Genomic DNA, 20,510 nt, shown 5'->3' with positions numbered 1-20,510 from the left:
GCTCCTAGAGTGAAGCCATGCCCCTGCACACCCCGCTGACGGAACTGTTCGGCATCGACCACCCGATCGTCCTGGCCCCGATGGGCGACGTATCCGGTGGCCGGCTGGCAGCCGCGGTATCGGAAGGTGGCGGGCTGGGCCTGATCGGCGGCGGCCGCGGTGACCTCACGATGCTCGCCGCTGAATGCCAGCAGGCCAAGCAGGGCACCGAAAAGCCCTGGGGCGTCGGCCTACTCACCTGGGCGGTGAACCAGGAGATCATCGACTGGGTGATCGCGCAGCAGCCCGCCGCCATCATCTTGTCGTTCGGCGACCCCGCCCCGTTCGCCAAGGCCATCCACGACGCCGGCATCCCGCTGCTGTCCCAGGTGCACAGCCTCGATGAGGCCAAGCAGGCGCTCGACGCCGGAGTCCAGGTACTGGTCGCGCAGGGCCGGGAGGCCGGGGGCCACCACGGCGGCCGGTCGACGCTGCCGTTCGTGCCTGCGGTCGTCGACCTCGCGCACGGCATCCCGGTTCTTGCCGCCGGTGGGATAGCAGACGGCCGCGGCCTGGCGGCTGCGCTGACCCTCGGCGCCGCGGGCGCCATGATCGGCACCCGATTCGAGGCCACCCACGAGTCCCTGCTCAGCGCCGCCGAGTCCAAGGTCATGCTGAAAGCGAAGGCGGCGGACACCACCAGCGGCCGCGCCATCGACATCGCCGCGCGCCCTGCCGAAACGCGTTGGCCGGCCGAGTATCCGGCGCGTACCGTGCGCAGCGTCTTCACCGACGAGTGGCAGGACCGCGACGCCGAGCTCGACGCGGATCCCAAGGCACAGCAGGAGTTCCGCACCAAGGTCGCCGAGCTGGACATGGATTACGTGCCGATCTGGGCCGGTGAGGCCCTCGACCTCATCGACGAGCTGGAGCTGGCCGCTCCCCTGGTCCAGAAGATCGCGCACGATGCCGAACGCGCGCTGACCCGAGCCCACGCCTACATCCGCTGATGCCCGAAGGCGACACGGTTTTTCACACCGCAGCGATCCTCCGCGAGGCGCTGCAGGGAAAGACGCTGACGCGCTGCGACATTCGCGTGCCGAAGTTCGCCACCGTCGACCTCACCGGCCAGACGGTCGAGGACGTCATCAGCCGCGGCAAGCACCTGTTCATCCGCACCGCCGAGGCCAGCATCCATTCGCATCTCAAGATGGAGGGCAAGTGGCAGGTCAGCACCAGGCCCCGCCGGCCCGACCACAAGACGAGAATCATCCTGGAAACCAAGGACATCCAAGCGGTGGGTTCAGAACTCGGCACCCTGGAAGTCCTCAAACGGGACCACGACGAGGAACCCGTCAAACACCTCGGCCCGGATCTTCTCGGCCCGGACTGGGATCCACACCGGGCAGCCCAGAACCTCACCCAGGACCCGGACAGGGCGCTGCATGAAGCGCTACTCGACCAACGCAACCTCGCGGGCGTCGGCAACGTCTACGCCAATGAGCTGTGCTTCATCGTCGGCCGCCGCCCGACCGCCCCGGTCAGCACAGTGAAAGACCCGCTGCGGCTGGCGCAGCGGGCCCGGGACATGTTGTGGTTGAACAGAAACCGATGGAACCGCACGACAACGGGCGATACCCGACCCGGCCGTCAACTCTGGGTGTACGGCCGGGCCGGGCAGGCGTGTCGCAGGTGCGGGACGCTGATCGAATCAGGCGACCGGAACCGGCACCAGAACCTCGACGTCGTCGGCGACCTCAACAACCTCACTGACCGGATCACCTTCTGGTGCCCGCTTTGTCAGCCATGAGTCCGGGAGGGCCAGGCGGCAGATCTTCTTGACCACCGAGAAGAACTGCTTGTGGATCGGACCGCTGTTGTAGGGCAGGTCGTACTTCTCGCACAGTGCCTTGACCTCGGGCGAGATTTCCGCGTAACGGTGTGCCGGGATGTCGGGGAACAGGTGGTGCTCGATCTGGAACGACAGGTTGCCGCTGAAGATGTGGAACCACTTGCCGCCCGACAGGTTCGCCGAACCCAGCAGCTGGCGGTAGTACCACTGACCGCGGGTCTCGCTCTTGGTCTCCTCGATGGTGAACTCGTGCGTGCCCTCGGGGAAGTGACCGCAGAAGATGATCACGTACGACCACACGTTGCGCATCAGGTTGGCGGTCATGTTGCCGGCGAACACGAACGGCAGGAACGGTCCGGCCAGCAGCGGGAACGCCACGTAGTCCTTGACGGTCTGCTTGCGGACCTTCGCCCACATCTCACGCAGCATGTCCTTCTTGTCCCGCAGGCGGATTTCACCGCTGCGGATGCGCTCGGTCTCCAGCTCGTGCAGCGCCACGCCGTACTGGAAGAACACCATCAGCAGGAAGGCGTAGACCGGGTTGCCCAGGTAGTACGGACTCCACTTCTGGTCCTCGCTCATCCGCAGGATGCCGTAGCCGATGTCGCGGTCCATGTCGACGATGTTGGTGTAGGTGTGGTGCATGTAGTTGTGCGAGTGCCGCCACTGGTTGGACGGGCAGGCCGAATCCCATTCGAAGTTCTGGCCGCGCAGCGCCGGGTCACCCATCCAGTCGTACTGGCCGTGCATGACGTTGTGGCCGATCTCCATGTTGTCCAGGATTTTCGACAGACCGAGCATCACGGTGCCGACGGGCCAGGCGGGCGGCAGGAACAGCAGGGCACGGCCACCGACCTCCAGCTTGCGCTGCATGGCGATGATGTTGCGGATGTAGTCGGAGTCGCGGTCTCCGAGGTCGGCGAGGTGGCGTTCGCGGATGGCGTCGAGCGCGCGGCCGAATTCGTCGAACTGCTCGGGGGTCATGGGGGCGGGACGTTGAGCCATGGTTCGTCTCCTTTGAGTGTGTGGGCTGGTGGGGTGGTCTAGAGGTCGATCTGGACGTCGCCGCACGGGGCGGTCACGCAGATTTCGATGTTTTCGTCGGGCGCGGTCGAGACGGCGCCGGTGATCAGGTTCTTCACGGGGCCGCTGATCTTCTTGCGGGTGCAGGTGTGGCAGATGCCCATCCGGCAGCCGCTGGTCGGGTTCAGGCCGGCGGCCTCGGCCTGCTCGAGGATCGAGCGGCCGTCATCGACGACGTCGACCTTGCTCCCGGTGAAGGCGACGTTGCCGCCGGAGGCGTCGGTCGGGACGGCGATGACCGGGGGCACGAAGCTCTCGGACTGCGCGCCCGGCAGCAGGTCCTTGACCGCGTCGACCAAGGCCGGCGGGCCGCAGACGAACACGGCATCGGGGTTGGGCATGGCGGCGGCCAGGTGATCCGGGCCGAAGTGGCCGCTGAGGTCACCGCGGTTGGACCGGGTGTAGCTGTGCAGCACCTTCACGCCGGGTGTTGCCGCCAGCTCGGTGGCGTACGCGGCCTCTTCGGGGTTGCGGGCGTAGTGGAGGAACGCGACCTCGCCTTCGAAGTTCTCCTCCCGCAGCGTGCGCAGCATGGACAGCACCGGGGTGATGCCGCTGCCGCCCGAGACCAGCAGGATGCGGCGCGGGCGCTGCTCGGGCAGGACGAAGTCACCGCCGACGGAGTCGAGGTGGACGACCATGCCGGGCTCGGCGTGCTCGAACAGGTGGGTGGAGACCAGGCCGCCGTCGTGCAGGCCGACGGTCAGCTCGATGACCGGGCTGCCCTCGGAGTTGGCCGGCGAGTAGCAGCGGGTGCGGCGACGGCCGTCGATCTCGACGGTCAGGTTGATGTGCTGGCCGGCTTTGAAGCCCTGCCAGGCGTCGTTGGGCTGCAGGGTCAGGGTGACACTGCGCGGCGTCTGCCGACGAACCGCGACCACCTTGGCGCGGGCATCGTTGACAGTCCAGGTGCGGTCGAAAACCTCGGTGTACCGGTCCACGCCATGCGGGCCGGTGAGGATGCCAACCAGGGCGGAGCGCCGTACTCGGCGGCTCAAAGTTTCGGTGAACATGTGTACACAGTGACCGACTCCAACCGTTCGCGTCAAGACTTAAAGTGCAGGTTGTTGCTCGGATCACACGGTGAACACCCGTACTCATAACTCATACACATTTGTATCCATCTGCGGTTTCGGTGTGCTGTGTAAACTTTGTTCGGTGAACAGTCGTACCCCTGGTTCACGCGACCGGAGGTCCAGCCGCTCATCAAGCTCTCGCGTCCAGGACAACCTCTCTCGCGAAGAGCGCAAGGAAGCCACCCGCCGCGCCATCATCGCGGCCGCACTCAAGCTGCTCGACGAGGACAGTTTCAGCGCGCTCAGCCTGCGTGAGGTCACCCGCGAGGCCGGCATCGTGCCGGCGGCCTTCTATCGGCACTTCGAAACCATGGACGCCCTCGGCCTGGTCCTGATCGACGAGTCGTTCCGCGCCCTGCGGGAAATGCTCCGTGGTGGCCGCGCCGGCCAACTCGACCCCAAACGCATCATCGAGTCCTCGGTCGACATCCTGTTCAACAGCGTCGCCGAACGCCCCGAGCACTGGCGCTTCATCAGCCGTGAACGCAACAGCGGTGTCACCGCGCTGCGCTATGCGATCCGCACGGAAATCCGGTTGATCACCTCAGAGCTCGCGATCGACCTGGGCCGGCTGCCCGGGCTCACCACCTGGAGCGCCGAGGACCTGAACATCGTGGCCGGGCTGTTCGTCAACACGATGATGACCACCGCCGAATCCATCGACGACGCCAACGACGCCAAGGCACTGGACGACGTCAAGCGGACCGCGCGCAAGCAGCTGCGCATGATCGCCGTCGGCGTGGCCGGGTGGCACAGCGGCTAACGTCAGGCGCATGACAACGCTGTCGCTCGCCTATCCACGCCCTGATATCGCCGTCCTCACGCTGAACCGGCCGGAAAAACTCAACGCGCTGAATTTCGAACTCGTCGAGGCCCTGCACAGCACGCTCGAGGAGATCCACCGGAACAACGAGTGCCGTGTCGTCGTGCTCACCGGCGCCGGCCGCGGATTCTGTTCCGGCCTGGACCTTTCCGACCCCAACCCCCCGGAAGCCGGTGGCGGACTGGAATTTCCGCGCTCGGGCATGCGCTGGCAGGAACGTATCGCCGAGCTGACCACCCGTATCCAGAATCTGCGCCAGCCGGTGATCGCCGCGGTCAACGGGCCGGCATACGGCGGCGGTTTCGCCGTCGCGCTGGCCGCCGACCTCCGGATCGCGGGGCCCGGCGCACGGTTCTGCACCCAGTTCATCAAGCTGGGCATCGGCGGCTGCGACATCGGGGTGAGCTACACCCTCCCCCGGATCGTCGGCGCCGGGCAGGCATTCGATCTGATTCTCACGGCCCGGACGGTCGAGGCCGACGAGGCACTGCGCCTGGGCCTGGTCTCGCGACTGTCGGACGACGACGTCGTCGCTGACGCCCTGGCCATCGCCGAAACCCTGTGCAGCTACGGGAAATTCGGTGTCGAGTCGACCAAGCAGGTGCTGTGGGCCAACCTCGAGGCCCCCAGCCTGCAGGCCGCACTGCACGTCGAGAACCGCAGCCAGATTCTCGCCGCCTCGGCCCACATCGATTTGGCAGCAAAGGCTTTCGGCCCCCAGTAGCTAGGGCACGCGCTTCTTCAATCGTGCCACCCGGTGCAGCTGGCCGAAGATGTTCATCGAAGTCAGCATCGGGATGCCGCCGACGAAAGTGCGGAATGACGGATGGCCGCCGTGGACCTGCAGTTCATACATGCAGCCGACCACATAGAAGAAGCCCATCGTGAACAGCAGCGCGGGAATCGCGTAGGCGAGCGGTGAGCCGGCGTCGGACACCAGTTCCTTCGCGTAGTCGATCTCGTCCTGCGACATCGGTTGGCCCTCGCGCACTTTGGCCAGTACGGCTTTGTGGGCGCCCACCTGTTCACCCAGTGCGGCGGGTGGCCGCCGCTCCAGCCCGCGGATGTACACGAAGACACACGCGAGACAGATCAGTGCCATCAGCCCGGCGAGGATGGTCAGGCCGCCCCACAGTTCGATGCCCGTCATGCGTCTCCCCCGTGCCGTCGCGCACCTGCACCCGATCCCGTGACCGCCGGATCGCCGTCTTCCCACAACAGCAGTTGGCGCACGGCCGAGCGGGATCCGTAGGGCTGCAGCATCTGGCTGGCGGGGCGTGGCCGTACCTTGAGCGGCCACCAGAACCACCGGCCGAGCAGCGCCGCGATGGCCGGTGTCATGAACGAGCGCACGATCAACGTGTCGAACAGCAGCCCGAGGGCGATCGTCGTGCCGATCTGGCCGAGCACTCGAAGGTCCGCGAACACGAACGACGCCATGGTCGCGGCGAACACCAGCCCGGCCGAGGTCACCACCGCGCCGGACCCCGCCATCGCGCGGATGATGCCGGTGTTGATGCCGGCGTGGATCTCCTCCTTGAACCGCGAGACCAGCAGCAGGTTGTAGTCCGACCCCACGGCCAACAGCAGAATGACGGCCAGCGCCAACACGATCCAGTACAGCTCGATGCCGAAGATGTCCTGCCAGATCAGCACGGAGAGTCCGAACGACGCGCCCAGCGACAGCGCCACGGTACCGACGATGATGACGGCGGCGACGATGCTGCGGGTGATGAACATCATCACCAGCAGGATCAGACTCAGCGCGGCGATACCGGCGATCATGAGGTCGTATTTGGCGCCGTCCTGAATGTCCTTGTAGGTGGCCGCGGTTCCGGCGAGATAGACCTTCGAGCCGCCCAACGGCGTCCCCTTGACGGCCTGCTGCGCGGCATGCCTGATGGCGGCGATGTGCGAAATGCCTTCCGGCGTCGCGGGATCGCCGTCGTGCGTGATGATCATGCGGGCGGCCTTGCCGTCGGGCGACATGAACAGCTTCATACCGCGCTGGAACTCGGGGTTGGTGAACGCCTCCGGCGGTAGATAGAAGGAGTCGTCGGTCTTCGACGCGTCGTACGCCTGGCCCAGTGCGGTGGCGTTCTGCAGCGATGCGGCAGCCTGGTCGTTGAGCCCTTTGTTCGTGGCGTAATTGGTCATCGTCAGTTCGCGGTTGGTCTGCTGGCTGGCGATCTGCGGCGGGATCAACGCGAGCAGCTTCGGCTGCAGCGCATCGAGTTTGGCGATGCTCCCCGCGACGTCGTTCAGCTGATCGGTCAGGTCGTCGATGCCGTCGAGCGCGTCGAATATGGACCGCAGGGCAGCGCAGACCGGGATGTCGTAGCAGTGCGGTTCCCAGTAGAAGTAGTTGCGCAGCGGGCGGAAGAAGTCGTCGAAGTTGGCGATCTTGTCACGCAGATCCTGGGCGGTGGCGACCGTCTGCTGAAACGCCGTGGCCTGCTCGTGGGTGATACCGCTCGACTGCTGTTGCAGCGCGTACTGCTGCCGCAGAATGTCGATCGAATTGTTGATCACCTCGACCTGCTTGAGCAGGTCGGCGCTACGTGCCTGCTGGAAGGGCAGGTTGTTGATCTGGCCGGCGTTCCCGGCGCTGATCAGGAACGGTATCGACGAGTGGTCCAGCGGCGTCCCCAGCGGCCGGGTGATCGACTGCACCTGCGCGATGCCGTCGGTGTGGAAGACGGCTTTCGCGACGCGCTCGAGCAGGATCATGTCGGTGGAGTTCCGCAGATCGTGGTCGGCTTCGATCATGAGCAGTTCGGGATTGAGCCGGGCCTGGGAGAAGTGCCGTTCGGCGGCGGCGTAGCCGATGTTGGCGGGCGCGTCGGCCGGCATGTACGGGCGGGTGTCGTAACTCGTCTTGTAGCCGGGCAGGGCGATCAGGCCGATGAGGGCCACCGCGACGGTGACCGCCAGGATGGGACCGGGCCAGCGCACGATGGCCGTACCGATGCGCCGCCAGCCCTGCGTCTGCAGCTGGCGCACGGGTTCGAAGAGACCGAAGTGCCGGCCGATGCACAACAGCGCGGGCGCGAGCGTCAACGCGGCGACCACGGCGACGAGAACGCCTGTGCCGGCGGGGATTCCGAGGCTCTCGAAGTACGGCAGCCGGGTGAACGTCAGGCAGAACACCGCGCCGGCGATCGTCAGGCCCGATCCCAGGATGATGTGTGACGTCCCGTGATACATGGTGTGGTACGCCTCGACCCGGTCCTGCCCCGCATACCGGGCCTCATGGAAGCGGCCGAGGAGGAATATCGCGTAATCGGTACCCGCGGCAATGACCAAGAGCGTCAACAGGTTTGTCGAGTACGTCGACAGCTCGATGATGCCGGCGTTGGCCAGCGACGCGACGACGCCACGAGAGGCCGTCAGCTCCATCATCACGGTGAAGATCACCACGATCACCGTCGTGATCCGGCGGTACAGCGAGAACAGCATCACCATGATGACGCCGATGGTGATCAGGGTGGTCTTCAGCGTGCCGTGCCGGCCCACCTCGAACTGGTCGGTGATCAGGGGCGCGGCACCGGTGAGATACACCTTCAAACCCGCTGGCGGCGGGGTGGATTCGATGATCTTGCGGACGGAGTCGACGGACTCGTTGGCCAGCGACTCACCCTGATTGCCGGCGAGATACACCTGCACCAACGCGGCCTTGCCGTCGGCGCTCTGCGAACCGGCCGCCGTCAGCGGGTCACCCCAGAAGTTCTGCACGTGCTGGACGTGCTTGGTGTCGGCGGTGAGCTTCTCGATCAGGCCGTCGTAGTAGTGGTGCGCGTCCGCCCCCAACGGCTTGTCGCCCTCCAGAACGATCATGGCCGAACTGTCGGAGTTGAACTCCTGGAAAACCTTGCCGATCTGCTTCGCCGCCTGCAGCGACGGCGCGTCCGTCGGACTCAGCGACACGTTGTGCGACTCGGCGACCGTCTCCAATTGCGGCACAAAGACATTCGTGACGACGGCCAACGCCAGCCAGAAGAAGGCGATCAGCACCGAGTATCGCCTGATGAAGTCGGGCACGCGGTTGGCGCTCATCCCGACTTGTCCAGACAGTAGGTGAAGGCGTGCACGGTGTTGACCGTTCTCTCGTCCTTGACGGCGTCATCGATGGTGATGCGGCAGCCGATCGAGTTGCTGTCGCCTTGGGCCTGGAGGTTGACGAACACCGCGGGCTGCGTGGTCGTCGTGTCGTAGGTCCACGGCAACGTGACGGCGTCGGCGCGCTGCGGTTGGGCATTGACGTCCAGGTAGGTGACGGTGGCGACGGTGCCCGGCGGCCCGTAGACCTCCATCACCACGTGCTTGGGGTTGAACGGCACGATGTCGTTCACCGCACCACTCGGGGTCGAGGTGACGTCATGCGAGGCGAAGATGCCGTGCAGTCGGTACACCGCAAACCCGGCGACCACGACCACCACCACGGCCACCACATACATCCAGTGCTGGCCGAGTCGGCGTCTGATCGAAACCTGCTGCATCCGTGCCCCTTTCAATCCGCACGAGGCACGGACTGCGCGGAACGCCTTCTTGCGTGGCTGATCAAGAAGGTTGACGGTATGACAGTAGACCCGCTGGGGCTATAATTCAACACGTAAAGAATTCTGTGAATCAGGGAGTCGAATGAGCCAGCGACCCACCCGCGGTGGACGCCGCCCGGGGCCCAGCGGCACTCGTGAGGCGATCGAGGAAACCGCGCGAAAGATGTTCGCGGAATTGGGATACGAGCGGACCTCCCTGCGGCAGATCGCGCTGCAGGCCGGCGTCGACCCGGCGCTGGTCAGCCACTTCTACGGCAAGAAGCGCGACCTGTTCCTCGCGGTGGTCGAGCTGCCGGTCGAGCCCGCCACGGTCATCGGCCGGGTGCTCGACGGCGACAAGGACTCGGCGGGGCTGCGGTTGGCGACGTTCATCCTCGAGGTTCTCGACGACGAAGTCCGGCGACAACCCATGATCGGCATGGTGCGCGCCGCCACGGCCGAACCGGAAGCCGCGAAGCTGGTCCGGGACTTCTTGGCGTGCAAGATCATTGCGCCCATCGCCGAAGGACTGGGCTCCGCCGATGCCGACTACCGCGCCGCGCTCGTCATGTCACAGGTCAACGGTTTCGCGATGGCGCGGTACGTCATCGGACTCGAACCGCTGGCCAACCGTTCGAACGAACAGCTCGCCGCCGACCTCGGCGTCACACTGCAGCGCTACCTGCTCGGCGACCTCGCGCCGGACTGCGCCAGCTCGTGACGGATGAGGCGCGAGCTGTTGGTGACAACGGCGACCGACGACGCGTTGTGCAGAATCGCCGCCAGGACGGGTGACAATCCACCGACCGCTCCGAGCAGCAGCCCGGCCGCGTTCACCGCGATCGACATGGCGTAGTTCTGCCGAATCACGCCGACCGCGTGGTCACTGAGACCTCGCACGTCGAGCAGCCGTCGCAGGTCGTCGGTCGACAACGCCACGTCGGCAGTCTCGACGGCGACGTCGGTGCCGGCCAATCCCATGGCGATACCGATGTCGGCCGCGGCCAGCGCGGGTGCGTCGTTGACCCCGTCGCCCACCACCGCAACGGTGTAGCCCTCGTCATGCAGCGTGCGCACCAGGGCGAGTTTGTCTTCGGGTAGCGCGTTGGCCTTCCATTCGGTGATGCCGAGCTCGGCAGCGACGGCCTGCGCGGTGTCCGCGTGGTCGCCCGTGAGCATGACGATCCGCTGCACACCCGAGCGCCGCAGGCGCGCAAGCACTTCTGCCGCTTCGGGGCGCACCTCGTCGCGAAGGCTGATCAAACCCACCAGTTCACCGTCGACGGCCAGCAGCAGTGGCGTCTCGGCCTGACGGCGCAGCCGCTGCACCCACGCATCGGCTTCGCCACACACTGCGACGTCCTCCCGCTCCAGCAGAGACGGGCTGCCGAGCAGCAACGTGCGACCGTCGGCGCGGGTCCGCATCCCCAGACCCACGAGTACCTCGCACTCCTCGTGCGGCGGAATCACGATGTGTTTGTCTTCGGTTGAGCGGATGACCGCTTCGGCCAATGGATGCCGTGAGTGAATCTCTGAGCTCGCGGCGTAGGCGAGAATCTCCTCCGGAGTCCAATTCTCCTGGAAGGAAACAATGTTCGTGACGATGTGCCGGCCGAGAGTGAGGGTGCCGGTCTTGTCGAAGACCACGGCGTCGGCCCGGCCGGCCGCCTCCAGATGTGAACCGCCCTTGATGAGAATGCCGCGCCGCGCTCCATTGCCGATGGCCGCGCTGATCGCGGTCGGGGTGGCGAGCCCCACCGCGCACGGGCACGCCACCAGCAGCATGGTCATTGCCCGGCGGACGTCGCCGGTGGCGAGGAACGTTGCCGTCGCCAAGACGAACGACGCGGGCACGAAGCGGCGGGAGAAGTTCTCTCCCACCGTCTGGATCGGCGCCCGATCACGTTGCGCTTCTTCGACTCTCGCCACGATGCGGCCCAGCACGGTGTGACTGCCCACCGCCCGGGCCCGCACGACCACCCGGCCCCGCACGACCACGGATCCCGCATGGACGGTCGCGCCCGGTGCCATGGTCACCGGCAGGGTTTCACCGGTGATGGCGGACTGGTCGACGATCGCCTCCCCCGCGACGACCTCTCCGTCGACAGGGATCGCGACCTGTTCATGAACGACGACCAGATCGCCAATCCGTAGGGTTTCGGCGGCGACCTGCACCTCGGTGCCGTCGTGAAGCTGCACCCAGGCGGTGTCCTGAACGCCCCGCAGCAGGTCGGCGATGGCGCGGCGCGTACGACGCAGCGTCAGATCTTGAAGGTACTCACCGATGTTCAGCAGCCACAGCACCGTGAGTGCCACGACGTTCTCGCGCAGGATCAGACTCGCGATGGTCGCCGCGGACACCAGCAGATCGGTGCCGGGCGACTTGCCCCCGCGCAGCGCGCGAAGCGCACCGCGCAGGAACGGGTATCCGGTGACGATGGTCGCTCCGGTGGCGAACGTCCGGCTGGCCGGCCCGAGCAACCGCGGGCGGGCCAGGCCGTAACGACGGACTCCCAAGAGCGCGAGAGCCAGAGCGCCGAGCGCCATGCGTAGTACATCCGCGTTGTGGATGTCGGCCGAACGCGGCGAGCGAGCCGGGACCAGCTGCCGCGGCGTGGCCTGCGCGGCGCGGATCGCGGTCAGCAGCTCCGACGTGTCGCAGCGCTGCGGCGCGTACCAGACCACCACCGACGCGGTACGTGGGTAGGCGTGGACAGTTCTGACGCCACCGACCTTGTCGACGGCATCTTCGATCGCCACAGCGCCGACGGCGTCGCCCCGCAGCCACGGGACATGAACCCGAATCCGGCCCGCTGCAACCGATATCACCGTCAGGCCCGACTCGGCATCGATGCGGGACGCATCGGCCACGTCGGTCAGCACATCAGTGGTCATGGGAATGTTCGGCGTCGGCCACCGACGGCGGTGGCACCTCCTCGCCGATTCGCTCGCGCGCTTCGGCCATCACATCGGCGACCTTGAGCCGGGCGTTCTCTGCCGCCTCCTCGGCTTTACGGGTGCCGCGCAGCGCCCACGATGCGGTGGTGACACTCGCTTCGTGGATGGGCGCCGCGCGCAGCGCCTTACGCAGTACGTCGTACGCTGCCACCCCGATGACGCCCGTGGCCACAGTCCTGGTGGCTTTGATCAGTGCTGGGTGAATCGACATCAGGCGGTCCCTCTCGTCGTGCGATGTGTTGTGCAATTGTGGTTTTCACGCAGTCCCCGGTGACAAGGCACGAGTAGCGGCCGTGATCATGGCGGACAGGCCGGCACCGCGGACACGTGTCATACAGCCCAAGGTAGTGCGTGATGCCGGTGCGTGGCGGGCTTGCTTCGAATGACACGCCTCAAACGTGACTATGCGCCGCGGTCCACGCCGGCAGCGGATCCGCGTAACGCAGCCAGGCACTCGTGCCGGCGGCCACTTCGTCGTCGGTGAGGAGCGCCGCGTCGAGAAGCGCTCGTACCTTGCCCGCTTCGAGGCGGATACCGATGAAAACGATCTCCTGACCGGGCTCGATGTCGGTGCTCGTCCAGTACTGGGCGGGCTCGATGGTGAGGTTGGGGCCGGCCTGCGACCAGATGGCGGCGATGTTCGGCCGGGTGGCGATCCAGCAGAAACCCTTGCTGCGCAACAGACCTCGCACCTGATCGAGCGCGTCGGCGAGTCGCTGCGGATGGAACGGACGGTCAGCGCGGAACGTCATGCTGCTGATGCCGTATTCCTCGGTTTCGGGGGTGTGCCCGTTGGCGATCTCTTCGTCCCACCCGGGCGCCTCCGCGGCAAGTTCCGGATCGAACAATCCGGTGTCCAAAACGGTTGCCAGCGGCACGATCCCGTGCTCGGTGCGCTCGATCCGCGCGTTGGGATTCAGACGCCGCACGACGGCCTCGACGGTCGCGATCGTCTTGGCGCTCACGAGGTCGGTCTTGTTGATGAGGATGACGTCGGCGAACTCGACCTGATCGACCAGCAGGTCGGCGATGTTGCGCCCGTCGCCGTCGGCCACCGCGAGGTTCCGGTCGGTGAGCGCTTCTCCGCGCGCCAGTTCCGGCAGGAAGGTGCACGCGTCGATGACGGTGACCATGGTGTCGAGGCGGGCGAGCTCAGCAAGGACGAAGCCGTCCTCGAACTCCCAGCTGAAGGTCGCCGCCACCGGCATCGGCTCGGAGATGCCCGTCGATTCGATCACGATCTGGTCGAATCGGTTCTGCCGGGCCAGATCCGCGACCGCGGTGATGAGGTCTTCACGCAGCGTGCAGCAGATGCATCCGTTGGTGAGCTCGACGAGCTTCTCTTCGGTCCGGTCGAGGTGACCCTGACCGGCGATCAGGGCCGCGTCGATGTTCACCTCGCTCATGTCGTTCACGATCACCGCAACCCGGCGACCCTCCCGGTTGGCGAGGATGTGATTGAGCAGCGTCGTTTTGCCGGCTCCCAGGAAGCCCGAAAGCACGGTCACAGGGATCAGGTCAGCTGAGGTCGAGGGCATGCCTTAACGATAATCATTTTCATTAAGGAATGCGAGCCGGCGGCCGGAAATAATCCGGACCGCAGTCCGGTTGGAGTTCGTCAGAGGCCGGACAAGCCGGCCCTCGAACCAAGCAAAGGACAGGCACATGACCTCCACCGCAACCTCTCCCCTCAGCGTCGGCACCTGGGCGATCGACACCGCACACTCCACGGTCGAGTTCTCGGTACGCCACCTGATGGTCAGCAAGGTCCGCGGCAAGTTCGAGAACTTCAGCGGTGCCATCACCGTCGACGCCGACGGCACCCCGTCGGTCACCGCCGAGATCGACGTGACATCCCTCAACACCGGCAACGAGCAGCGCGACGGCCACGTCAAGTCGGCCGACTTCTTCGACGCCGAGAACCACCCCGTCGCGACCTTCGTCTCGACCGCCGTGCGGCCCAACGGGGATGCGTACCTGCTCGACGGCAACCTGACGATCAAGGGCAACACCCGCCCGGTCACCCTGAACCTGGAGTTCAACGGTGTAAGCCCCGGCATGGGCAACGGCGAGGTCTCCGGCTACGAAGCGTCAGTTGTCATCAACCGCAAGGACTTCGGCGTCGACCTCGACCTGCCGATGGAGACCGGTGGCGCCGTCGTCGGCGACAAGGTGACCATCACCCTCGACATCGAGGCCGTCAAGCAGGCCTGATTCGACGGCAATGCCGGGCCGGGTTTTCCCTTTGTCCTGTCGCCCGGCCCGGCGTTGTCGGCGCCGCCGTTACTCCGGCCAGGCGTTGCGCTGAATGAGATCAACCATGTTCGTGCGTTCGAACGACGGATCGAAGTGTGCGAGCACGTCGTCGTTCATCGTCCCGAACGTGGTGAGCGGCCGGTTGACCATGCCGTCGTTGAACGCCCGCAGGATGCGGTTCTTGAAGTCGGGACGCGGATGGGCGGCAACCACTTCGGCGCGCTGCTCTTCGCTGATCTCGTCGAGACCCAGTCCGATGACGTCGGTTTCGACGCCCAGAATCACCACCGCGACCTCGGGCGCCAGGTGGTGCGGAACCTCTGGCGTGGTGTGCAGCGCGATCGCCAGCCACACATTCGTCGCCTCCTGCTCGCTACGGCCGAAGTCCAGCAACAGTTTTCGGGCCAAGTCGGCCCCATCGATCTCGAATCGTTGATGCGTCGTGCCGTACTCCGTGGTCAGACCCAGGTCGTGGAACATGCCGCCCACGTAGGCAAGTTCCGGGTCGACGTCTAGGCCGCGCGCAGCCGCTTTCAACGAGCCCCACAGGAATACCCGGCGGGAGTGGTTGAACAAGGTGTCGTCGGTCGACTTCCGAACGATCGAGGTGGCCTCCCGGACCAGCTCGGTGTCCGGAATCGTCACTCCTGCAATAACTTCGGGCATGGCTCGCAACTTCCGTCGGACTTGATTGGACACAGTCCATTTTGTCCGCGGATCGGCCGTACCTACAGAGCGCGCGGAGCCATGCATCCCACAGATCAGGACACGGTCAGACGTACTTCTCGTGCACGTAGCACCACCGCCAGTTCTCACCCGGCTCGAAGGACTGCACGATCTCGTGGCCCGGCGTCTTTGCATGCGCACTGGCGTGTTTCATCGGCGACGAATCACAACAGCCGACGTGCCCGCACGTGAGGCACAGCCGCAGATGCACCCACCGGGTGCCGGCCGCGATGCAGTCCTGGCAGCCTTTCGTGGTCTGCGGGGTGACCAGGCGGACGTTCTTCAAGTGCGAGTCGCCGAAGATGGATGCCACGCCATCCACGGTAGCCCCGTCGCGCCCGGATTACCGGGACGCGCCCGGCCGCACGTCGGCCAAAAGCATCTCGGCCAGCCTCGCGCTCGCCGGTCCGATCTGTGATCGTTCCGCCGACGCCAGGTAGATCTGCCACACGATCGCGGGCCGAATGTCTATGGCGCGCAGGTCCGGAAAGTTCGCGGCTTCACTGCCCGGCATGATGATGGTGCCCAATCCATGCTGAACCAGCCTGGCCGCGATCGAATACTCGAGCGCCACCTCGTGCGGTGTCCGTGCAGACACACCGGCCGCTGAAAAAGCCGATTCCACAAGCCTTCTGAGCCCGAACTCGGGTGGGAACCCGATGAGGTCCTCGTCGCAGAGCTCCGTGATGTCCACCCGGTCGCGCTGTGCAAGACGGTGGTCGGCACGACAGACGAAGACCATCGGCTCTTCGCACATCAACTGCATCTGGACCCGGGGCGGGAACCGGTCGGGCGCGGACACCAGCGCCAGGTCGAGCGAACCCTCCGCGATCGCGGAAAGGTAAGCAGCCGAACCCGTTTGACTCTGTCGCAGCCTGATCTGGACAAAGGGATAGGTGCGGTGGAACTCCCCCAGCACCTTCGGCACATCCAGGGTGCCGAAGGAGATGAGCGAGCCCAGATCGACGGTTCCGGACAGCTCACCACGGAAGTCGCTGAGCGAATCCTTTGCCAGCCGCGCGGTCTGGATGACGCGCCGGGCATGTTCGCGAAACAACTCACCGGCCGGCGTGATCTTGATCTGCTGCTTGGTCCGATCGAACAGTTCGACGCCGAGTTCCTTCTCCAATTTCCCTACCGACATCGACAGGGCGGATTGCACGACGTGGACCTGCTGCGCCGCCCGCGAGAAGTTCATCGCGCCGGCCACCGCGAGGAAGTGTTCGAGCTGCCGCAGTTCCACAGACACAACCTATCAATGATGCTGATCGAAAAGATCAACTCTTGTCATTGGACTTGATCGGCAGCGGTTGCTCTGATGGAGGTAGACCAAAGGAGAAAACCTCATGCAAGCCATGGCCGTGAGCGATCGTGATGCCGGCATCAAGGGCATGTCCCTGATGGAGCTGCCCTACCCGCACGCCGCCGAGAACGACGTCGTCGTCCGGGTACATGCCGCCGGGTTCACCCCCGGCGAGCTGGACTGGCCCGGCACCTGGACCGACCGTGCAGGACGCGACCGGACCCCGAGCGTGCCCGGCCACGAGCTCTCCGGCGTTGTCGTCGAGTTGGGTTACGGCACAACCGGATTGACCGTCGGGCAGCGGGTATTCGGGCTGGCCGACTGGGCCCGTGACGGGTCGCTCGCGGAATTCACTGCTGTCGAGGCCCGTAACCTCGCGCCGCTACCGGCCGACATCGACCACGCCGTCGCCGCCGCACTTCCGATATCGGGATTGACGGCCTGGCAGGGCCTGTTCACGCATGGCCACCTCACCACCGGTCAGACGGTCCTGATTCACGGCGCGGCGGGCGGCGTCGGCTCGCTCGCGGTGCAGCTGGCTCACGAAGTGGGCGCCTACGTCATCGCGACCGGCCGCACCGCCGACCGCGACCAGGCCCTCGCACTCGGCGCCGACGCCTTCGTGGACCTCGAGACCGAGAAGCTGGAAGACACCGGTGAAGTCGACGTCGTCTTCGATGTCATCGGCGGCGACATCCTCGCCCGCTCGGCCGCACTCGTGCGGGACGGCGGCACGCTCGTGACCATCGCCGAACCGCCCGAGGTGCGTCCGCGCAACGGCCACGCGATGTTCTTCGTCGTCGAACCCGACCGCTCGCAGCTGATCGACCTCGCCTCCCGGGTGCGCGACGGTCGCCTCAAGCCGATCGTCAGCGCCGTCCGGCCCCTCGCCGAAGCGGTGGCGGCATTCGCACCGGACAGGCGCGTCCCCGGGAAGACGATCATCCAAGCGAACGACGGAATTCGATGATCGGGATGCGTTGCGCACCAGTCCTGTTCGCTGCCCTGCTCGTCGGAGCCGCCGGGTGCACGTCGACCGACATGGCGTCACCGCCGCCGGCAGTCGAGACACTGACGCCACTGATCGCGCAGGCGCTGCCCAACGTGCCGGGTAAGACGTTCACCTCAGCGATCGTTGAATTCCCGCCTGGCGCACGGGCCGCACCGCACCGGCACGGCGACGCGTTCATCTATGCATACGTCCTCGACGGCGCGGTGCGCAGCCAGGTCGACGACTCCCCCGTCACCGAGTATCGCCGGGGCCAGAATTGGGTGGAGCAGCCGGGCGCGCACCACGTGCTCACCGAGAACACCAGTCCGACGGAATCCGCCAGGCTCCTCGTCGTCTTCGTCTCGAACACCGGGGACGAACTGAAAGTCGACGACCCGCACCGGTAAGTTGGTCACCTGGCGGCTCCACACGAAACCTGATGAACTGGAGCCACTTCGGGACGGACGGGGCGGGAAACGATGGCACAGCGGTATGACGTCGTCGTCGCCGGTGGTGGTCCGTCGGGCTCGGCCGCCGCATGGCAGGCGGCGCAGGTGGGCGCCAAGGTACTGGTCGTGGACAAAGCGGAGTTTCCCCGGGACAAGCCGTGTGGCGACGGATTGACCGCCCGCGCCGTCAGTTACCTGCAGAAGATGGGCCTGGCCGACGAAGTCTCCACCTTCCACCGGGTCGACCGCGTCACGGTGTTCAGCCCGAGCCGATGGGAGATGTCCTTTCCGCGGCGCCCCGGGATGCCCGACCACGGACGTACCGTCAGCCGTACGCATTTGGACACCGTGTTGCTCAGGCACGCCGAAAAGGCCGGCGCAGAAGTACGTGAGGGCGCCGAAGCGGCAGGCCCTGAACTCGATGCCGACGGTCGGGTGGTCGGCCTGGTCCTCAAGACCGGGGAGAAGATCTCGGCGGACGCGGTCATCGCCGCCGACGGCGCGTACTCGCCCGTCAAGCGAGCGCTGAACATCGACTCGCGGTACAACGGCTACTCGGCCATCGCGATCCGCGCGGAGATGCACACCAACCGGCCCGACACCGATTCGCTCGACATCCACCTCAAGCTGCAGTTCCAGGGCGACCAGTTGCCCGGCTACGGCTGGGTGTTCCCGATGGGCAACGGCGTCCTCAACACCGGCGTCGGCTATGTCAACTGTTACCGCAACTGGCAGGCCATCAACGCCACGCAGCTACTCGGCGAATTCCTGGCATCCCTGCCGCATGACTGGGAGCTGCCGTCGATCGCGGAATTGAAGAAGAGCAAGAGTGTTCGGGCGTGGCGACTACCGATGGGTTTCACCGCGTGGCCGCCGTGGCGTCCGGGCGTCGTCTTCACCGGCGACGCACTCGGCGCCGCCAAACCGGTTTCCGGCGCGGGCATTTCGAAGGCGCTCGAGGCCGGCCTGGTCGCCGGCGAATGCGTGATCGCGGCCCTGCAGAACGGCGGCCCCGACGACTTCACCAACTACACCCAGCGGCTGGAGGCTGCCTGGGGCCGGGAGTACCGGATGGGCCGCTTCGGACACAAGCTCGCCGGTATCCCGGCCATTCCGAACACGGGCATCAAGCTGCTCGACAAGGGATTCGTCCGGGACGGCGCGCTCAGAGTGATGTACGGGAAGTCGTACGGCCCCCTGCATACGTACTGACGCTCTAGCGCGGCGTCCCGCCACCATCGACGATGACAACCTGCCCGGTGATGTAACTGCCTGCGCCCGAACACAACAGCAGCGCGGTGCCCACCAATTCGTCGGGGTTGGCCAGCCGCTTCAACAGCGTGTTGGACGCCATCGCGTCGATCATCGGTTGCGGGTTGTTCCGCACCATGTCGGTGTCGACAGGACCGGGTGCGATGGCGTTGACCCGGATGCCGTCGGCGGCGTAGGCGGCCGCCATCGAGCGGGTGAACGACAGCAGCGCCGCCTTGCCCGCGGCGTACATCGACACGAACGGCGCGAACTGAAAAGCGCCGACCGACGACATGTTCAGGACCGCCGCGGCCGGGCTCGCCTTCAAGTGCGGCAAGGCCTTCTGGATCAGGAACACCGGACCACGCAGGTTCGAGTCGTACGACTTGGCCCACGCCTCGGGCGTCATCTCCCCCAGCGGCTGAGCCAGCGCGTTGGCCGCGTTGTTGACGAGAACATCGATGCCGCCGAACTCCGCGACGGTGGCGTCCACCAGCCGGTCGAGATCGTCGAGGTTGCCCATGTTCACGGGCACGCCGATCGCCTTGCCACCCAGTCCACGCAGATGCTCGGCCGCGGCCTCGCACGCGTCGGGCTTGCGGCTGGCCACCACCAGATTGGCACCTGCCAGCGCGAACCCCTCGGCCATGGCGAGGCCGATACCGCGCGTCCCGCCGGTCACGATGACGGTGCGGTCGGTCATGTCGAACAGGCGGTCAAATGCGGTGCGGTCCATGGCTAGCAGTAGATCACAGGGTTTTGCGGTGCCTACCGGGTCGCACCATTGAGCGGGCACAATGCGACCAAGCGAATGTCGGCGTGTCACCGGGCGGCGTGTCGGCTCTCCTGCGGCACTTGCGATTTGGAGCGGTCAACTTTCCTGGCTCTGTTGACGTATGTGTGGGTCATTGTCGGCCGGGGAGCGCTGGTCGGTGTCCTCCGAGGGTGAGCATGGCCAGGGCGATCAGGGGCTCGGGTGTGGCGAAGCCGTAGGCGACGCGGGTGATGAGCCGGATCTTGGTGTTGACCGATTCGATGAGTCCGTTGGACAGACCATGTTCGATGGCGGCCAGTATCTGGGTGCGGTGACGGGTAACGCGTTGTTGCAGTAGGACGAACGATTCGATGCGACAGCGCCGCGCCCATGAGATCCAGCGGTCGAGGGCGTCGGCGGCGTGGTCGGTGGGCAGTGTGAAGATCGTGCGCAGGGCCTCTTTGAGCAGGT

General features: G+C 66.0%; 22 protein-coding genes. 9 read left to right on the top strand and 13 right to left on the bottom strand.

Annotated features, from left to right (window positions below; genetic code table 11):
- Positions 1-17 precede the first annotated feature (17 nt).
- Positions 18-989: an NAD(P)H-dependent flavin oxidoreductase gene (locus BR47_RS0116345; protein WP_029120173.1), complete on the top strand. Its 972-nt coding sequence runs from the start codon at positions 18-20 to the stop codon at positions 987-989.
- Entirely contained in the window at positions 989-1,789 is an 801-nt protein-coding gene (gene nei2, locus BR47_RS0116340; RefSeq protein ID WP_029120172.1) for an endonuclease VIII Nei2, read from the top strand. Before BR47_RS0116345 ends, nei2 begins: the two co-directional genes overlap by 1 nt.
- Here nei2 and BR47_RS30750 read toward each other — a convergent pair.
- Positions 1,691-2,836, bottom strand: a complete 1,146-nt coding sequence (locus BR47_RS30750; protein WP_051634846.1) for a fatty acid desaturase family protein — start codon at positions 2,834-2,836, stop codon at positions 1,691-1,693. The genes nei2 and BR47_RS30750 overlap by 99 nt on opposite strands.
- Before the next feature lie 38 nt (positions 2,837-2,874).
- Positions 2,875-3,927, bottom strand: a complete 1,053-nt coding sequence (locus BR47_RS0116330; RefSeq protein WP_029120171.1) for a ferredoxin reductase — start codon at positions 3,925-3,927, stop codon at positions 2,875-2,877.
- A 145-nt stretch (positions 3,928-4,072) separates the two neighbouring features.
- Between BR47_RS0116330 and BR47_RS0116325 the strand changes: the two genes are divergently transcribed.
- Complete coding sequence (locus BR47_RS0116325) at positions 4,073-4,753, top strand: TetR family transcriptional regulator (RefSeq protein ID WP_020102835.1); 681 nt, start codon at positions 4,073-4,075, stop codon at positions 4,751-4,753.
- A 10-nt stretch (positions 4,754-4,763) separates the two neighbouring features.
- Complete coding sequence (locus tag BR47_RS0116320; RefSeq protein ID WP_029120170.1) at positions 4,764-5,537, top strand: enoyl-CoA hydratase/isomerase family protein; 774 nt, start codon at positions 4,764-4,766, stop codon at positions 5,535-5,537.
- On the opposite strand, the gene BR47_RS0116315 is transcribed toward BR47_RS0116320, so the two are convergent.
- The 3 genes from BR47_RS0116315 to BR47_RS0116305 are packed head-to-tail and all read right to left on the bottom strand — an operon-like array spanning position 5,538 to position 9,312.
- Complete coding sequence (locus tag BR47_RS0116315; RefSeq protein ID WP_020102833.1) at positions 5,538-5,963, bottom strand: hypothetical protein; 426 nt, start codon at positions 5,961-5,963, stop codon at positions 5,538-5,540. It abuts the gene before it with no gap.
- Complete coding sequence (locus BR47_RS30745) at positions 5,960-8,869, bottom strand: MMPL/RND family transporter (RefSeq protein WP_036427489.1); 2,910 nt, start codon at positions 8,867-8,869, stop codon at positions 5,960-5,962. Before BR47_RS30745 ends, BR47_RS0116315 begins: the two co-directional genes overlap by 4 nt.
- Positions 8,866-9,312, bottom strand: a complete 447-nt coding sequence (locus BR47_RS0116305) for an MmpS family transport accessory protein (RefSeq protein WP_029120169.1) — start codon at positions 9,310-9,312, stop codon at positions 8,866-8,868. The genes BR47_RS30745 and BR47_RS0116305 overlap by 4 nt, the downstream gene beginning before the upstream one ends.
- A 142-nt stretch (positions 9,313-9,454) precedes the next feature.
- Here BR47_RS0116305 and BR47_RS0116300 point away from each other — a divergent pair, with 142 nt between their 5' ends.
- Entirely contained in the window at positions 9,455-10,072 is a 618-nt protein-coding gene (locus BR47_RS0116300; protein ID WP_029120168.1) for a TetR/AcrR family transcriptional regulator, read from the top strand.
- Here BR47_RS0116300 and BR47_RS0116295 read toward each other — a convergent pair.
- From BR47_RS0116295 to BR47_RS0116285, 3 genes are all read right to left on the bottom strand, one after another.
- Positions 10,030-12,246 (bottom strand): heavy metal translocating P-type ATPase, encoded by a 2,217-nt coding sequence (locus tag BR47_RS0116295; RefSeq protein ID WP_051634845.1) that lies wholly within the window; start codon positions 12,244-12,246, stop codon positions 10,030-10,032. The genes BR47_RS0116300 and BR47_RS0116295 overlap by 43 nt on opposite strands.
- Positions 12,236-12,520, bottom strand: coding sequence for a DUF1490 family protein (locus BR47_RS0116290; protein ID WP_029120166.1), 285 nt, complete (start codon positions 12,518-12,520; stop codon positions 12,236-12,238). The genes BR47_RS0116295 and BR47_RS0116290 overlap by 11 nt, the downstream gene beginning before the upstream one ends.
- A 181-nt stretch (positions 12,521-12,701) precedes the next feature.
- Complete coding sequence (locus BR47_RS0116285) at positions 12,702-13,847, bottom strand: GTP-binding protein (RefSeq protein ID WP_036421022.1); 1,146 nt, start codon at positions 13,845-13,847, stop codon at positions 12,702-12,704.
- 127 nt (positions 13,848-13,974) lie between these two features.
- On the opposite strand from BR47_RS0116285, the gene BR47_RS0116280 reads away from it, so the two are divergent.
- Positions 13,975-14,523: a YceI family protein gene (locus BR47_RS0116280; RefSeq protein WP_020102828.1), complete on the top strand. Its 549-nt coding sequence runs from the start codon at positions 13,975-13,977 to the stop codon at positions 14,521-14,523.
- Positions 14,524-14,592: 69 nt separating this feature from the next.
- Here the strand turns inward: BR47_RS0116280 and BR47_RS0116275 are convergent, their stop codons facing one another.
- The 3 genes from BR47_RS0116275 to BR47_RS0116265 all read right to left on the bottom strand — a co-directional run bounded on the left by BR47_RS0116275 (position 14,593) and on the right by BR47_RS0116265 (position 16,534).
- Complete coding sequence (locus tag BR47_RS0116275) at positions 14,593-15,231, bottom strand: HD domain-containing protein (protein ID WP_029105537.1); 639 nt, start codon at positions 15,229-15,231, stop codon at positions 14,593-14,595.
- A gap of 106 nt (positions 15,232-15,337) precedes the next feature.
- Positions 15,338-15,604 (bottom strand): UBP-type zinc finger domain-containing protein, encoded by a 267-nt coding sequence (locus tag BR47_RS0116270; protein ID WP_020102826.1) that lies wholly within the window; start codon positions 15,602-15,604, stop codon positions 15,338-15,340.
- A 30-nt stretch (positions 15,605-15,634) separates the two neighbouring features.
- Entirely contained in the window at positions 15,635-16,534 is a 900-nt protein-coding gene (locus tag BR47_RS0116265) for a LysR substrate-binding domain-containing protein (protein ID WP_029120165.1), read from the bottom strand.
- Between the two features lie 103 nt (positions 16,535-16,637).
- On the opposite strand from BR47_RS0116265, the gene BR47_RS0116260 reads away from it, so the two are divergent.
- The 3 genes from BR47_RS0116260 to BR47_RS0116250 all read left to right on the top strand — a co-directional run bounded on the left by BR47_RS0116260 (position 16,638) and on the right by BR47_RS0116250 (position 19,246).
- A complete protein-coding gene (locus tag BR47_RS0116260) occupies positions 16,638-17,564 on the top strand; it encodes an NADP-dependent oxidoreductase (RefSeq protein WP_029120164.1) in 927 nt (308 codons plus the stop codon).
- A 5-nt stretch (positions 17,565-17,569) separates the two neighbouring features.
- The gene (locus tag BR47_RS0116255) at positions 17,570-17,992 is read left to right on the top strand and encodes a cupin domain-containing protein (RefSeq protein WP_081831320.1); all 423 of its coding nucleotides are present in this window, start codon (positions 17,570-17,572) and stop codon (positions 17,990-17,992) included.
- Between the two features lie 72 nt (positions 17,993-18,064).
- Positions 18,065-19,246 carry a geranylgeranyl reductase family protein gene (locus BR47_RS0116250; protein ID WP_029120162.1) on the top strand — a complete coding sequence of 394 codons (1,182 nt, stop codon included), beginning with the start codon at positions 18,065-18,067 and terminating at the stop codon, positions 19,244-19,246.
- 4 nt (positions 19,247-19,250) lie between these two features.
- Here the strand turns inward: BR47_RS0116250 and BR47_RS0116245 are convergent, their stop codons facing one another.
- Both BR47_RS0116245 and BR47_RS30740 read right to left on the bottom strand, forming a co-directional pair.
- Entirely contained in the window at positions 19,251-20,021 is a 771-nt protein-coding gene (locus tag BR47_RS0116245) for an SDR family NAD(P)-dependent oxidoreductase (RefSeq protein ID WP_029120161.1), read from the bottom strand.
- Between the two features lie 169 nt (positions 20,022-20,190).
- Positions 20,191-20,510 (bottom strand): ISL3 family transposase (locus tag BR47_RS30740; RefSeq protein ID WP_036427487.1); only part of this gene is annotated, 320 nt, incomplete at its 5' end.

The organism is Mycobacterium sp. UNC410CL29Cvi84 (assembly GCF_000686745.1).
In the GTDB taxonomy this organism is placed as follows: Bacteria; Actinomycetota; Actinomycetes; order Mycobacteriales; family Mycobacteriaceae; genus Mycobacterium; species Mycobacterium mucogenicum_B.
The sequence above is the reverse complement of the archived record's forward strand: the minus strand, read 5'-3'. Positions and strand labels throughout refer to the sequence as shown.

What these genes read in the sequence shown, in the direction of transcription:
- BR47_RS0116255 (WP_081831320.1), top strand. Translation starts at nt 17,570, where the DNA reads ATGCGTTGCGCACCAGTCCTGTTCGCTGCCCTGCTCGTCGGAGCCGCC.
- BR47_RS0116305 (WP_029120169.1), bottom strand. Translation starts at nt 9,312, where the DNA reads ATGCAGCAGGTTTCGATCAGACGCCGACTCGGCCAGCACTGGATGTAT.
- BR47_RS0116250 (WP_029120162.1), top strand. Translation starts at nt 18,065, where the DNA reads ATGGCACAGCGGTATGACGTCGTCGTCGCCGGTGGTGGTCCGTCGGGC.
- BR47_RS0116275 (WP_029105537.1), bottom strand. Translation starts at nt 15,231, where the DNA reads ATGCCCGAAGTTATTGCAGGAGTGACGATTCCGGACACCGAGCTGGTC.
- BR47_RS0116280 (WP_020102828.1), top strand. Translation starts at nt 13,975, where the DNA reads ATGACCTCCACCGCAACCTCTCCCCTCAGCGTCGGCACCTGGGCGATC.
- BR47_RS30750 (WP_051634846.1), bottom strand. Translation starts at nt 2,836, where the DNA reads ATGGCTCAACGTCCCGCCCCCATGACCCCCGAGCAGTTCGACGAATTC.
- BR47_RS0116320 (WP_029120170.1), top strand. Translation starts at nt 4,764, where the DNA reads ATGACAACGCTGTCGCTCGCCTATCCACGCCCTGATATCGCCGTCCTC.
- nei2 (WP_029120172.1), top strand. Translation starts at nt 989, where the DNA reads ATGCCCGAAGGCGACACGGTTTTTCACACCGCAGCGATCCTCCGCGAG.
- BR47_RS30745 (WP_036427489.1), bottom strand. Translation starts at nt 8,869, where the DNA reads ATGAGCGCCAACCGCGTGCCCGACTTCATCAGGCGATACTCGGTGCTG.
- BR47_RS0116285 (WP_036421022.1), bottom strand. Translation starts at nt 13,847, where the DNA reads ATGCCCTCGACCTCAGCTGACCTGATCCCTGTGACCGTGCTTTCGGGC.
- BR47_RS0116290 (WP_029120166.1), bottom strand. Translation starts at nt 12,520, where the DNA reads ATGTCGATTCACCCAGCACTGATCAAAGCCACCAGGACTGTGGCCACG.
- BR47_RS0116260 (WP_029120164.1), top strand. Translation starts at nt 16,638, where the DNA reads ATGCAAGCCATGGCCGTGAGCGATCGTGATGCCGGCATCAAGGGCATG.
- BR47_RS0116315 (WP_020102833.1), bottom strand. Translation starts at nt 5,963, where the DNA reads ATGACGGGCATCGAACTGTGGGGCGGCCTGACCATCCTCGCCGGGCTG.
- BR47_RS0116295 (WP_051634845.1), bottom strand. Translation starts at nt 12,246, where the DNA reads ATGACCACTGATGTGCTGACCGACGTGGCCGATGCGTCCCGCATCGAT.
- BR47_RS0116345 (WP_029120173.1), top strand. Translation starts at nt 18, where the DNA reads ATGCCCCTGCACACCCCGCTGACGGAACTGTTCGGCATCGACCACCCG.
- BR47_RS0116300 (WP_029120168.1), top strand. Translation starts at nt 9,455, where the DNA reads ATGAGCCAGCGACCCACCCGCGGTGGACGCCGCCCGGGGCCCAGCGGC.
- BR47_RS0116245 (WP_029120161.1), bottom strand. Translation starts at nt 20,021, where the DNA reads ATGGACCGCACCGCATTTGACCGCCTGTTCGACATGACCGACCGCACC.
- BR47_RS0116330 (WP_029120171.1), bottom strand. Translation starts at nt 3,927, where the DNA reads ATGTTCACCGAAACTTTGAGCCGCCGAGTACGGCGCTCCGCCCTGGTT.